Source organism: Ramlibacter sp. AN1133 (assembly GCF_037890035.1).
Lineage (GTDB): Bacteria > Pseudomonadota > Gammaproteobacteria > Burkholderiales > Burkholderiaceae_C > Ramlibacter.
Window position 1 is genome coordinate 46,071 of the sequence record NZ_JBBKTQ010000034.1, and the last position, 11,625, is coordinate 57,695.

Genomic DNA, 11,625 nt, shown 5'->3' on the forward strand with positions numbered 1-11,625 from the left:
GTCAGCCTTCCCCGTGGCGGGGACGGTGCGGCGGGATCAGGGGATGCCGTGTACATGAAGGTCTCCAGGGGAGCGAACGATTCAAAGTGTGTCCGCGCCTGTCCAGATGTAATACGGGCTGTGGTGCCGGATGAATGGCACCAAGGTGCCGACGCAGGACGGCTTTGACGCCGCCGCCTCAGGCCGGATGACGTTGCTCAAACGAAAGGCCTAAGCGAGCGCGGCTTCGATCTCCGCGAAGGACTTCGCCTCGGCCGGCAGCTGCAGCGCCATCCCGAGCTGGCGGGCGATCTGCGACAGCGAGAAGATGCCGCGCACCTCGCGCGTGCCGTCGGCGCTCGTCTGCACCACGATCGCGTGATGGCGCCGCGCCTGCTGCAGGCTCGCCACCACCTGGCCCACCTGCGCGGACTGCACCGCGTGCATGTCGAAGGCATCGAGCCGCTCCGCCGGCGTCATCACGTCGGCGACGAGGATCTCGTCGTGGCGGATGCGCCGTTCCTGCACCACCGCCACCGGCTTCTCGCCGAGGATGTCGTTGGTGGTGACGATGCCCGCGAGGTTCTGCCGGTCGTCGAGCGCCAGCAGCATGCGCACGCCCCGCTGCATCATGAAGGCATGGGCGCGGTCCATCGTGTCCTGCGGCGAGATCACCGCCGCCGCGACGCGCTTGAGGTCCGTCATCACGAGCATCGCCGGCGAGTCCAGCGCCACGCCGGGCTGCCCCTGCTCGGGGCGGCACACGCGGGTCGTTCCGATCTTCGGCAGGACAGGCAGTGCGGCGTAGTTCATGGACGGCTCCTTGTTGTTCGCAGCATGCACGATGCCTGCGGGCCCCTGACCGGAGCCTGACCGAATGACCCCGCCTTTGACGTGGGCGGCGGGGCCGCGGAAGATGGCCCCGATGATCCTGCAGGGTAGTCCGCAGCCTACGCCGCCCGTCTGCGGAGTCCTCTCTCGCGCTGCGCGGGGTGGCCCAAGAATTCCGCTTCCGGACCCAAAGGAGCCACCATGCCCAACGATACGAAGCGCACTCCCCTGCAGGACGGCAAGACCCTGCACGAGGACGAGCCGATCCCCCGCGCCTCCGACGACAAGGTGCTGGAGGAGACGGCACGGCTGGCCCGCGAGGGCCGCAAGCAGCTCGAATCCGATCCCAACGAACCGCACCAGTCCGACCCGGAGTGAGCCCCCGGGGCTGGGGAATTCCCCGCTCCCGGGGTCCTTGCCTGCCGGTTGCTCCGCCGGGCACCCTCCGCCGTGCCGCTGCCGAGAGGTGGCACACGATCTGCATGCACGTCCGATCGAGAGGCCCGTGCACCGCGATCGTGCTGCCCGCGCAGGCCTGCGACCGCAACCCGACCGAGGAGCAAGCACCATGAACCACATCCGACTGCTGGTCGCCCTGGCTGCCATTGCCTTGAGCACGGCCGCGATGGCGTGCGACGACGAAGACGACGCGGGCCCGCCGGAGCGCGCGAGCGTCGTGCAGGCCCTGCTGGACGGCGTGGCCGCGCAGCACGCCTGACCGCTGTTTCAGCCGCGCGCCGCGCCGGCGCGGTCGCGGCGCATGGGGGATGCGCGGTTCAGCGGACGGCGACCTCCAGCACGATCTTGCCCACGTGGCCGCCGGATTCCATGCGGGCCTTCGCCTGCGGCAGGCGCGTGAAGTCCACCACCTCGTCGACCAGCGGCCGCAGCGCCCCGGAGGCGAAGCGGGGCAGGATCTCGGCGACGAAGCGCGGGACCGCCGCGGCCTTCTGCTCCTTGCTGCGCAGCTTGTTCGAAACGCCGAACAGCTTCAGGCGTTTCGCATGCAGCGCTTGAAGGTCCAGGTCCGCATGCAGCACGCCGTCGACGTAGCCCACCGTCGCCAGCCGGCCCTCGAAGGCCATGCAGCGGATGTCCTCGGCGAACACCGATCCCCCGACAGCGTTCACCACCAGGTCGGCGCCGTGCCCGCCTGTGAGTTCCAGCACGCGCGGTGCGAAGTCCGCCGCGCGCGTGCACAGGCCGTGCACCAGCCCCAGCGGCTTCAGGCGCTCCAGCTTGGCTTCGGAGGTCGAGGTGCCGATCACCTGGGCGCCCAGTGCGAGCCCCATCTGCAACGAAGCGACGCCCACGCCGGAAGACACGCCGTTGACCAGCAGCCAGTCGCCGGCCTTCAGGCCGCCCTGCAGCACCAGCATGTCGAAGGACACCAGCCAGGTCAGGGGGATGCTCGCGGCTTCCTGCCACGAGAGCGTCGCCGGCACCGCCATCGCCTCCGCCACGTCGAGCAGCGCGTACTCCGCGAAGGCGCCGGCGCAGCGGCCCATCACGCGGTCGCCGACGCGGAAGGCGTCTGGCTCGCTGCCGACGGCGGCGACCTCGCCGGCGCATTCGCCGCCGATCGCCTTCCAGCTGCCGGGCGCGCCATGCAGCCCGTGGCCGGAGACGAACTCGCCGCGATTGAGCGAGGCCGCCCGCACGTGCACCAGCAACTGCCGCGGGCCCGGCTGCGGCACTGCCACGTCGCGCTGTTCGAGCCGGGCGCCCTGCGCGTCCAGTTGCATCCACCAGGATTGCATGGTCGTCTCCTTGCTACTTGCGCAGCCCGCGCAGGACGGCCTGCGTGAAGCTGGCGGTATTGCCCCGGCCGCGGATGTCGCCGGTGCGCGCCTGCGCGTCGCCCACGGCAGCGGTGGTGGCCGCGGACATGGCCTGCGCCATGCGCACCGCGGCCGCGTTGCCGCGGCTGTGCCCGAGCCACTCGAACAGCATCCGCGTCGATTCGATCATCGCGTAGGGATTGGCGATGCCGCGGCCGGCGATGTCCGGTGCCGAGCCGTGGGTGGCCTGCGCCATCGCGACGTCGCCGTCGCCGATGCACAGGCCGGGCGCCATGCCCAGGCCGCCCACCAGCCCCGCCGCCTCGTCCGACAGGATGTCCCCGAACATGTTGGTGGTGACCACCACGTCGAAGCTCTGGGGATCGCGCACGAGGCGCATCGCGAACGTGTCGACGATCACGTCGTCCACGCGCACGTCCGGGTAGTCGGCGGCCAGCTTGCGGCACTCCTCCACGAACATGCCGCAACCGAGCTTGAACACCGTGTCCTTGTGCACGTAGGTGAGGTGCCTGCGCCGCTGGCGCGCCAGCTCGAAGGCGGCGCGCGCCACGCGGCGGCTGCCGGTGCGCGTGATCACGCGCACGGACAGCGTCACTTCGTCGGTGGGACGGAACTCGCCGCAGCCGGCGACCATGTTGCGATCCGGCTGGAAGCCCTCGTTGTTCTCGCGCACGATCACCAGGTCCACGTTGTCGTGCAGGCAGCCGATGTCCGGGTACGAGCGCGTGGGCCGCACGTTGGCGAACAGGTTGAACTCCTTGCGCAGGATCGGGTGCGGATTGATCGCGTTCGGCACCTTGGGATAGGCACGGTGGCCGATCGGCCCGAGGATCCAGCCGTCCAGCGTCCCGAGCGCATCCATCGTCCCGGGCGGCAGCGTGTGGCCGTGGGTCTCGAGCGCGCGCGCGCCGATGGGCAGCGGCTGCCAGGCGATGGCGACGCCGTGCAGTTCGGCGGCGGCGCGCGCGATCTCCACCGAGGCGGGGACGATCTCGTGGCCGATGTCGTCGCCGTCCAGGATGCCGATGCGAAGGGGGGTGGTCATGAAACCTGTTCGTCGAGATGGAAGTCGGGCATCTTTCCCCGCCGGCAGCCCTGCTGTAAATTGCAAGTTTCGGAAGGTTTATTGCATGTCCTGCAAGAATGGGCCGCGCCCGTGAAACCCTCGCTGGGCGACCTGCGTGCCTTCGTCACCGTCGGGGAATTGCAGAGTTTCGCGGCGGCCGCGCACGCGCTGCACCTGTCGCAGCCGGCCCTGTCGCGGCGCATCTCGCACCTGGAGGAGATGCTGGGGGTGCGGCTGTTCGACCGCACCACGCGCAGCGTGGAGCTCACGCTGCTGGGCCGGCGCTTCCTGGCGCAGGTGCGCGAAGCCGTCTCCGACGTCGACCGCGCCGTGCAGGGCCTGCAGGATGCGGTGCAGCTGGAGGAGGGCGACGTCACCGTCGGTTGCGTGTTCTCCGCCGTGCACCATTTCCTGCCGCCGGTGATCCGCACGTTCCGCGAGCAGCATCCCCGCGTGATGGTGCGCATCATCGAGGAGGGCGCCGACGAGGTGCTGGCCAGCGTGAAGCAGGGCGAGTGCGACTTCGCGCTCAACTACATCGGCATGCAGGACGCCGACGTGGAATTCACGCCCCTGCTGAAGGAACCCTACGTGCTGGCGTGCCCGGCCACGCATCCGCTGGCCCGGCGCAAGTCGGTGGCGTGGTCGGAGCTGGCGCAGTACCCGCATGCCCGCGTGTCGCAGGCCAGCCGCAACCGCCTGCTGATCGACCAGGCGCTGGCGAAACTGCCGGCGCTGCCGCGTCCGGTGTGCGAGGTGCGGCACGTGTCCACCCTGCTCGGGCTGGTGGAGATCGGGCTGGCGGTGGCCGTGCTGCCGCAGCTCACGCTGCCGCCGGCGCCCGCCTCGGTGGTGGGGGTGCGGCTGGAAAAGCCGTCCATCGGCCGGACGATCGGCATCGTCCAGCGGCGCGCCCGCAGCCTGTCGCCGGCGGCGGCGGCTTTTGCCGGCCTGCTGGCGAAGGCCGGCAAACGCGGCGTGCGCGCAACATGAAGCTTCCGTTCAGCTTCGGTTCATGGAGCCGGCAGCACGATGCTCCCATCCCAACCGAGGAGCCCCTCATGACCCGCTTCTTCTCCGCCAAGCCCCTCCTGGCCGCCGCGATCGCCATCGGTGCCCTGGCTGCCGGCTCCGCGGCCCACGCCAGGACCGACGTCTTCCTGTCGATCGGCGTTCCCGGTGTCTACGTGCAGCCGGCCCCCGTGTACGTGCAGCCGCAACCCGTGTACGTCCAGCCCGAGCCGGTGTATGTGCAGCCGGATCGGGTGTACGTCCAGCCCCGGCCGGTGTACGTGCAGCCGCAGCCGGTCTACATCGAAGAGCATCGCCGCGGCCACGGCCGCCACCGCCACGGGCCCTGGGGCGACGCCGACCGCGACGGCGTGCCGAACCGCTTCGATCACGCGCCTTTCAACCCCTATCGACGCTGATCGGCCGTTGAGCGGTCGTTGACCCGGCTGCGGCCGGGCCGACGGGCAAGGGGCCGGGGCCGCCGCATTTCACCGTCCTTGCAAGGGACGATCCGGATCCGGATGATGCGGCGACCACGGGAGACCACCATGTCCATACCGCAAGCGAGCCCGGAGGCGATCCGGCCGCCCGTTCCCCCCTTCACGCCCGCCACCGCCGCGCAGAAGGTGCGCATGGCGGAGGACGCCTGGAACACCCGCGACCCCGACCGCGTGGTGCAGGTCTACACGGCCGACACCCAATGGCGCAACCGCGCCGAGTTCCCGGTGGGGCGCGAGCAGGTGCGGGCCTTCCTGCAGCGCAAGTGGGCGCGCGAGCTGGACTACCGGCTGATCAAGGAACTGTGGGCCTGCGCCGGCGAGCGCATCGCCGTGCGCTTCGCCTACGAATGGCACGACGACTCGGGCCACTGGTTTCGCAGCTACGGCAACGAGAACTGGGAATTCAACGAACAGGGGCTGATGCGCCGGCGCTTCGCCAGCATCAACGACCTGCCGATCCAGGAGTCGGAGCGCCTGTTCCACTGGCCCCTCGGCCGGCGGCCGGACCAGCACCCGGGCTTGAGCGAGCTGAAGCTCTGAGGCCGCCGCGCGGCGCGAAGCCATAATCGGCGCATGGTTTCGCCCTTCGACAGCACTGCCATCACGCATGGCATCCAGCTCGCCGTCGCGCCGGTGTTCCTGCTCACCGCGGTGTCCGGAATGATCGGCGCCGTCGCCGGTCGGCTGGGCCGCATCATCGATTACGGGCGGCAGCTCGAACAGCGCGCGCTCGCCTCGAGCGACGCGGCGTTCGTCGACCGCGTGGGGCAGGAACTGCGCGGGCTGCGCCTGCGCGGGCGACTGGCCAACGGCTGCATCGCGCTGCTCACCGCGTGCGCCGTGCTGATCGGCATCACCATCATCCTGCTGTTCCTCGGCGAGACGGCTTCGCTGCACGTCAGCTCCTGGGCGGTCGCGGGCTTCCTGCTCGGGATCGCGTTCTTCCTGCTGGCGCTGCTGTGCTTCCTGGCGGAGACGCTGCTCGCCACGCGGGTGCTGAATTTCAGCTTGCCGCGCGCGTAGCGGCGCGCGTTCTCAGTGGTGCAGCCGCGTCCACAGCGACGGCTCCGCCCACGCCGCCGCCAGCAGCCCGCCCATGCAGGCCCCCTGCACGCCGGGGCTGACCACGTCCTGCCCCGCCAGCAGCAGCCCCGGGATCGGCGAGCGCACGTGCAGCGCCGGGGAGAGCATGCGTTCGGCCGAGACCTCCAGGCCGTACATCGCACCGTCCGGCGAGCGCACGTAGCGCTGCTGCGTGAGCGGCGTGGACAGTTCGTGGAAGCGCACCATCCCTTGCAGGCCGGGGAAGTGCCGCAGGAACTGCGCGAGCAGGCGGTCCTCGATCCAGCCCTTGAACGCCAGGTAGTCCTGAGGCCGCTGCGCGCCCGGTTGCGCCAGCCAGCGCTCGAACGCGCGGGCATCCACCGGTGCCACGATCTCCGCCGTGGGCTTGCCGGCGTGCGCCGGATCCTTCAGCGAGGGGAAGGAGACGAACATGGAGGGCGCGTCCTCGTCGGCCGGCGCATCCCACAGCGCGCCGATGTCCGCGCTCCTGAAGATCCAGTGGTTGGCACTGCTGGCGCCGGCCTGCGCGATGTCGCCCTCGAAACCGATGTAGAGCCCCACGTACGACAGTCCCGGCGCGAATTCGCGCAGCGCCGCCTGCCACGGCGCCGCCAGGTCCTCGTCGAGGCAGGCCAGCGTGTTCACCACGCCGATGTCCGAGATCACGTGTTCGGCCTGCGCGAGCCGGCGCTCGCCGTGCGTTTCGTATTCGACGCCGCAGGCATGGCCGTCGACGGTGAGGATGCGCCGTACCTCGCATCCCAGCCGCACCTCGCCGTCCTCCCCCTCGATCACCGGCACCAGCGTCTGCGCGAAGCGCGCGGGGCCGCCGACCGGGTAGTAGGCGCCGGCGTTGTACGAGCCGGTGACGAGCGCGTGCACGGCGAACGGTGCGCGCTGCGGCGGCTCGCCGTAGTCGCCCCAGCGGGCGCCGAGGATGCCGCGCAGCGCGGGGTCGCCGATGTGCGTCAGCTGCTCGGCCAGCGTGCGGCGCAGCCAGTGTTCCACCTCGCGCCCTCGCCACAGCCGCAATCCGCCCGCCAGCCAGCGCGGCATCGCGCGCAGGGCGAACAGGGTGAAGGCGCCGTGCCGCGCGGCCTCGCAGGCGGCGAACCAGCCGTCGATGGCGGCGGCCTCGTGCGGGAAGCGCTCCTCCAGGGCGGCGCGGAAGGCGCCCTCCGGATGCGCGATGCCGAACTCGCACCCGGGCAGGTGCACGATGTCGTAGGGATTGGCGCAGGGCGCGAACTGCAGCGCGCCGCCGGTGAGCCACGCGAGCAGGCGCCCGAACTCGCCCTCCGGCCCGGGGTCGGGGCCGACCCCGCCCAGGTAGTGCACGCCGGTCGCGAAGGTCCAGTCCTGCCGGCGGAAGGTCTGCGTCAGGCCGCCGGCCACCTCATGCTGTTCCAGCACCAGCACCCGCTGCTCGCGGCGGGCCAGCGCGGCGGCAGCGGCGAGCCCGCCGATGCCCGATCCGATCACGATCGCGTCCCACATGCTGCCTCTCCCCTGCGGCGCGCCGGTGGGCGCCGAATCCTGCAAAACTAGGCGAGGCGATGGGGGCCCGGCTTGTGGAGCATCAAGTTCCGGGTGAGGGAGGCGCGGCGGCTCAGAGCATCGCCAGCGGCGTGGGTCCGTCCGGTGGCGCGAAGAGGCGATCGAGTTCTTCCAGGTCGGCGCCGGAGAGCGGCCGCTGCGGCGCGGCGGCGTTTTCCTCCAGCCGCTCGCGCTGCCCGGTCTTCGGGATCGCGATCACGCCGTCCTGCGCCAGCAGCCAGGCGAGGGCGGCCTGCCCGGGCGTCATGCCGCGCGCCGCGGCGAAGGAGGAGAGTTCGCGCCTGCGCAGCAGCCGCGCCTGGTCGAAGGGCGAGTACGCCATCACGGGCAGGCCGCGTTCGCGCTGCCAGGGCAGCAGGTCCCATTCGATGCCGCGGCAGCCCAGGTTGTAGAGGACCTGGTTCACCTGCGCGGCCTCGCCGCCCGGCGTGGCCGACAGATCCTGCATCCACTGCGGATCGAAGTTGCTCACGCCCCAGTGCCGGATCCTGCCCTCGCGCCGCAGCGCCTCGAAGCCTTCGACGGTTTCGGCCAGCGGCACGTCGCCGGGCCAGTGCAGCAGGTAGAGATCGAGCACCTCCACGCGCAGGCGGCGCAGGCTCGCTTCGCAGGACCTGCGCATCCCGCGCGCCGAGGCGTTGTGCGGATAGACCTTGCTCACCAGGAACACCTCGTCGCGCCGGCCGGCGATCGCCTCGCCCACCAGCCGCTCGGAGCGGCCGTCGCCGTACATCTCCGCGGTGTCGATCAGCGTGAGGCCCAGGTCGAGGCCGCGGCGGATCGTCGCGATTTCCTCCGCGCGCCGGCGCGGATCGTCGCCGATGTTCCAGGTGCCCTGGCCCAGGGCCGGCACCGCTTCGCCGCAGGGCAGGCGGATGCGTTTCATGCGTCGAGTTCCGGGTAGTGGCGGAAGATCCCCTGTTCGTTGAACGGCAGCCGGCGCTCGCTGGCGAGATAGGCTGCCAGCCGGCGCTGCCGCGGCACGCCCGCATGCAGCGCGCCGACCAGCGGCGCCTTCTTCAGCACGCGGCGCGTGGCCTTGGGCAAGGCGTAGAGGAGGCCCTCCACGAGCTGGAACACCGAGAGATCCACGTAGCCCAGTCGCCCGCGGATCATGCGCGGCACCTCGCGCGCGGCGTTGCCCGCGTTGCGCTGCAACACGGCCTCGAACCAGGCCATGAACTTCGGCAGCCGCTCGCGCCGGAAATCCTCCGAGCGCCGCAACGCCTCCGCCTTCTGGTCCTCGTAGTAGAGGTTGCCGGCGATGGGATGGTGCAGGTCGTGCACCTCCTGCACGAGGTCCGCGATGGTGAGCTGGACCTGGTGCGCCCACAGGCGATCCGCCTCGCGCTGCGGCACCAACCCCAGCCGCGGGCCGAGGTACAGCAGGATCGCGGCGGTCTGGCCGACGACGGTCTTGCCGTCGACCAGGAACGGGCAGGCGAAGGGCGGGCGCGGCACCGCTGCGTCCTCCAGGTAGTGCAGCATCGCGGGCACGCCGAGCCCTTGCGCGGCATCGCCGCGGCACACTTCGACGTAGTCCGCGCCGGCAGCCTCCAGGGCGAGGCGCACGAATTCGCCGCGTCCGGGGATGCCGGGCCAGTAATGCAGTTGGTAGGCCATGGGGGCACTATAGGAACAAGCCGTAACCCGGGGCGTGTACAGGGCGAGTTCTCTTGACGCGCCTGCCACCGGATGGCACAACGCCGTGGCCCCGCACTGTCTTTCTTCCCTCCAACCATTCCAAGCGAAAGACCCCCCATGCATCCATCCAAGCCCCTCGCTTTCCTGGCCCTGCTCGGCCTTCTGGCCGCCGGCAGCCTGCAGGCCCAACCCGCGCCTTCGGACGGCAAGCCGCCGCCGCCGTCGTGGCAGCAGGGCCGCTCCTCCGCGCAGGAGAAATCGCCGCTGCACCCGATCGCGCCCATCCTCACCGGCCGCCCGGCCAGCGAACTGCCGGTGAACAAGCTGAAGGTGCCGCCGGGCTTCAAGGTGGAAGTCTGGGCCGAGGGCATCCCCGAGGCGCGTTCGCTCGCGCTGGGCGACAAGGGCACCGTCTTCGTGAGCAACCGCAACCTGACGGACGTGTACGCCGTGACGGACCGCAACGGCAAGCGCGAGGTGAAGAAGGTGCTGAGCGGCCTGAAGTCGCCCAACGGCCTGGCCTTCAGCAAGGGCACGCTCTACGTGGCCGAGCGCCATCGCATCACGCGCTACGACGGCATCGAGGACCAGCTCGACAGCCCGCCGCAGGCCAAGGTGGTGATCGACAACCTCGATCCGAGCAACCAGCCGGGCCACTTCTGGAAGTACCTCGCGATGGGGCCGGACAACAAGCTGTACTTCAACATCGGCGCGCCCGGCAACATCGTGATGCCCAACTACATGCAGGCCACGGTGATGCGCGTCGACCCGAACACCGGCAAGCTCGAGACGGTGGCGTCCGGCGTGCGCAACTCGGTGGGCATGGACTTCCATCCGAAGACCAAGGAGCTCTGGTTCACCAACCACGCGCGCGACTGGGTGGATGACGACACGCCCAACGACACGCTGCACCGCGTCTCGCGCAAGGGCATGAACTTCGGCTATCCGTTCTGCCACCAGGGCGACTTCGCCGATCCTGAATTCGGCGCCAGCCGCACCTGCGCGGAATTCGACAAGCCCTACGCCAAGCTCGGTGGCCACGTCGCGCCGCTGGGGATGAAGTTCTACACCGGCAGGATGTTCCCCGCCGAATACCGCGACAGCATCTTCGTCGCGCTGCACGGCTCCTGGAACCGCACCAGCAAGCAGGGCTACAACGTCACGCGCGTGGTGGTGGACAACAAGGGCGGCGCGAAGATGGTGCCCTTCCTCGAGGGCTTCCTCGAGAACCCGACGGCCGACCCGCCGATGTGGGGCCGCCCGGTCGACGTGCTGCAGCTGCGCGATGGCTCGCTGCTGGTCTCCGACGACTACAACGGGGTGCTCTATCGCGTCAGCTATGCGAAGTAGGGCGGCGCTCGCCGCCGTCGTCCTCGGCGTGTTCGCGGTGGGTGCCGCGCACGCCGAGGTGGATCCCCAGCTCTGTTTCGCCTGCCACGGGCCGAACGGCAATTCGGCCAATCCCGCGGTGCCGTCGCTGGCCGGCCAGCCGGCGCAGTTCATCACCACGCAGCTGATCATGTTCCGCGAAAAGCGGCGCACCGATCCGCTGATGTCGCCGATCGCTGCGCCGCTGACCAACCCGGAGATCAGCGCCCTGGGCAAGTTCTTCGCCGGCCAGCAGCATGCCGCGCCGGCGAAGAAGCCCGCCGAGAACGTGCTCGCCGCCGGCCGCAAGCTGGCCGAGGACTACAACTGCGTCGTCTGCCACGGCGCCGCGCTCAAGGGGCAGCAGCACATCCCGCGGCTGGCGGGCCAGCAGGTGGAGTACCTGCGCACGCAGCTGCGCGGCTTCATGGCGGGCACCCGCTTCGACATGGACGGCAACATGACGTCGGCGGCGCAGCGGCTGAAGCCGGCGGATGTCGACTTGCTGGCGGAGTACATCTCAGGGCTGGAATAGGCTGGGGTCGGTTCGGAGCGACGTTGCCTTCGATCCGGACCGCGACGGCAGCGGGTCGGGGGCAAGGTTGCTTCCGACCCGGACCGCGACGGCATCGGGTCGGGGGCAAGGTTGCTTCCGACCCGGACCGCGGCGGCATCGGGTCGGGGCTAGGTTGCTCCCGACCCGGACCGCGGCAGCCAGCAGGGCGGGGGCAACGTTGCTCCCGACCCGGACCGCGGCGGCGAAAGCCGCTTCGCAGGCTGTGGAAATAATCGGTCGTCCCGC

At 70.6% G+C, this 11,625-nt stretch carries 14 protein-coding genes; 8 read left to right on the forward strand and 6 right to left on the reverse strand.

Features of this window, described 5'->3' with window-relative positions:
* Positions 1-210: 210 nt before the first annotated feature.
* The gene (locus tag WG923_RS27985) at positions 211-792 is read right to left on the reverse strand and encodes a CBS domain-containing protein (protein WP_340354318.1); all 582 of its coding nucleotides are present in this window, start codon (positions 790-792) and stop codon (positions 211-213) included.
* Positions 793-1,011: 219 nt separating this feature from the next.
* Here WG923_RS27985 and WG923_RS27990 point away from each other — a divergent pair, with 219 nt between their 5' ends.
* Both WG923_RS27990 and WG923_RS27995 read left to right on the forward strand, forming a co-directional pair.
* Positions 1,012-1,188, forward strand: coding sequence for a hypothetical protein (locus WG923_RS27990; RefSeq protein ID WP_340354319.1), 177 nt, complete (start codon positions 1,012-1,014; stop codon positions 1,186-1,188).
* 190 nt (positions 1,189-1,378) lie between these two features.
* Positions 1,379-1,528: a hypothetical protein gene (locus WG923_RS27995; RefSeq protein WP_340354320.1), complete on the forward strand. Its 150-nt coding sequence runs from the start codon at positions 1,379-1,381 to the stop codon at positions 1,526-1,528.
* Positions 1,529-1,586: 58 nt separating this feature from the next.
* Here WG923_RS27995 and WG923_RS28000 read toward each other — a convergent pair whose 3' ends face one another.
* Together WG923_RS28000 and WG923_RS28005 are read right to left on the reverse strand one after the other, a co-directional pair.
* Entirely contained in the window at positions 1,587-2,570 is a 984-nt protein-coding gene (locus WG923_RS28000) for a zinc-binding dehydrogenase (RefSeq protein WP_340354321.1), read from the reverse strand.
* Between the two features lie 13 nt (positions 2,571-2,583).
* Entirely contained in the window at positions 2,584-3,657 is a 1,074-nt protein-coding gene (locus tag WG923_RS28005; protein WP_340354322.1) for an isocitrate/isopropylmalate dehydrogenase family protein, read from the reverse strand.
* 111 nt (positions 3,658-3,768) lie between these two features.
* Here WG923_RS28005 and WG923_RS28010 point away from each other — a divergent pair, with 111 nt between their 5' ends.
* The 4 genes from WG923_RS28010 to WG923_RS28025 all read left to right on the forward strand — a co-directional run bounded on the left by WG923_RS28010 (position 3,769) and on the right by WG923_RS28025 (position 6,212).
* The gene (locus tag WG923_RS28010) at positions 3,769-4,671 is read left to right on the forward strand and encodes a LysR family transcriptional regulator (RefSeq protein ID WP_340354323.1); all 903 of its coding nucleotides are present in this window, start codon (positions 3,769-3,771) and stop codon (positions 4,669-4,671) included.
* 68 nt (positions 4,672-4,739) lie between these two features.
* Positions 4,740-5,108, forward strand: a complete 369-nt coding sequence (locus WG923_RS28015; protein WP_340354324.1) for a hypothetical protein — start codon at positions 4,740-4,742, stop codon at positions 5,106-5,108.
* Between the two features lie 129 nt (positions 5,109-5,237).
* Entirely contained in the window at positions 5,238-5,729 is a 492-nt protein-coding gene (locus WG923_RS28020; protein ID WP_340354325.1) for a nuclear transport factor 2 family protein, read from the forward strand.
* Between the two features lie 33 nt (positions 5,730-5,762).
* Positions 5,763-6,212 carry a DUF2721 domain-containing protein gene (locus tag WG923_RS28025; protein WP_340354326.1) on the forward strand — a complete coding sequence of 150 codons (450 nt, stop codon included), beginning with the start codon at positions 5,763-5,765 and terminating at the stop codon, positions 6,210-6,212.
* Between the two features lie 12 nt (positions 6,213-6,224).
* On the opposite strand, the gene WG923_RS28030 is transcribed toward WG923_RS28025, so the two are convergent.
* The 3 genes from WG923_RS28030 to WG923_RS28040 form a co-directional block, all read right to left on the reverse strand.
* Positions 6,225-7,751 carry a phytoene desaturase family protein gene (locus tag WG923_RS28030; protein WP_340354327.1) on the reverse strand — a complete coding sequence of 509 codons (1,527 nt, stop codon included), beginning with the start codon at positions 7,749-7,751 and terminating at the stop codon, positions 6,225-6,227.
* A gap of 112 nt (positions 7,752-7,863) precedes the next feature.
* Positions 7,864-8,697: an aldo/keto reductase gene (locus tag WG923_RS28035; RefSeq protein ID WP_340354328.1), complete on the reverse strand. Its 834-nt coding sequence runs from the start codon at positions 8,695-8,697 to the stop codon at positions 7,864-7,866.
* Entirely contained in the window at positions 8,694-9,434 is a 741-nt protein-coding gene (locus WG923_RS28040; RefSeq protein WP_340354329.1) for a glutathione S-transferase, read from the reverse strand. The genes WG923_RS28035 and WG923_RS28040 overlap by 4 nt, the downstream gene beginning before the upstream one ends.
* A gap of 138 nt (positions 9,435-9,572) precedes the next feature.
* On the opposite strand from WG923_RS28040, the gene WG923_RS28045 reads away from it, so the two are divergent.
* Together WG923_RS28045 and WG923_RS28050 are read left to right on the forward strand one after the other, a co-directional pair.
* Positions 9,573-10,805: a PQQ-dependent sugar dehydrogenase gene (locus tag WG923_RS28045; RefSeq protein WP_340354330.1), complete on the forward strand. Its 1,233-nt coding sequence runs from the start codon at positions 9,573-9,575 to the stop codon at positions 10,803-10,805.
* Positions 10,795-11,358 (forward strand): c-type cytochrome, encoded by a 564-nt coding sequence (locus WG923_RS28050; RefSeq protein ID WP_340354331.1) that lies wholly within the window; start codon positions 10,795-10,797, stop codon positions 11,356-11,358. The genes WG923_RS28045 and WG923_RS28050 overlap by 11 nt, the downstream gene beginning before the upstream one ends.
* The last annotated feature ends 267 nt before the right edge of the window (positions 11,359-11,625 follow it).

Bases quoted from the DNA above. Each gene is read 5' to 3' on its own strand.
- WG923_RS27985 (WP_340354318.1), bottom strand. From the start codon at position 792: ATGAACTACGCCGCACTGCCTGTCCTGCCGAAGATCGGAACGACCCGC.
- WG923_RS27990 (WP_340354319.1), top strand. From the start codon at position 1,012: ATGCCCAACGATACGAAGCGCACTCCCCTGCAGGACGGCAAGACCCTG.
- WG923_RS27995 (WP_340354320.1), top strand. From the start codon at position 1,379: ATGAACCACATCCGACTGCTGGTCGCCCTGGCTGCCATTGCCTTGAGC.
- WG923_RS28000 (WP_340354321.1), bottom strand. From the start codon at position 2,570: ATGCAATCCTGGTGGATGCAACTGGACGCGCAGGGCGCCCGGCTCGAA.
- WG923_RS28005 (WP_340354322.1), bottom strand. From the start codon at position 3,657: ATGACCACCCCCCTTCGCATCGGCATCCTGGACGGCGACGACATCGGC.
- WG923_RS28015 (WP_340354324.1), top strand. From the start codon at position 4,740: ATGACCCGCTTCTTCTCCGCCAAGCCCCTCCTGGCCGCCGCGATCGCC.
- WG923_RS28020 (WP_340354325.1), top strand. From the start codon at position 5,238: ATGTCCATACCGCAAGCGAGCCCGGAGGCGATCCGGCCGCCCGTTCCC.
- WG923_RS28025 (WP_340354326.1), top strand. From the start codon at position 5,763: ATGGTTTCGCCCTTCGACAGCACTGCCATCACGCATGGCATCCAGCTC.
- WG923_RS28030 (WP_340354327.1), bottom strand. From the start codon at position 7,751: ATGTGGGACGCGATCGTGATCGGATCGGGCATCGGCGGGCTCGCCGCT.
- WG923_RS28035 (WP_340354328.1), bottom strand. From the start codon at position 8,697: ATGAAACGCATCCGCCTGCCCTGCGGCGAAGCGGTGCCGGCCCTGGGC.
- WG923_RS28040 (WP_340354329.1), bottom strand. From the start codon at position 9,434: ATGGCCTACCAACTGCATTACTGGCCCGGCATCCCCGGACGCGGCGAA.
- WG923_RS28045 (WP_340354330.1), top strand. From the start codon at position 9,573: ATGCATCCATCCAAGCCCCTCGCTTTCCTGGCCCTGCTCGGCCTTCTG.
- WG923_RS28050 (WP_340354331.1), top strand. From the start codon at position 10,795: ATGCGAAGTAGGGCGGCGCTCGCCGCCGTCGTCCTCGGCGTGTTCGCG.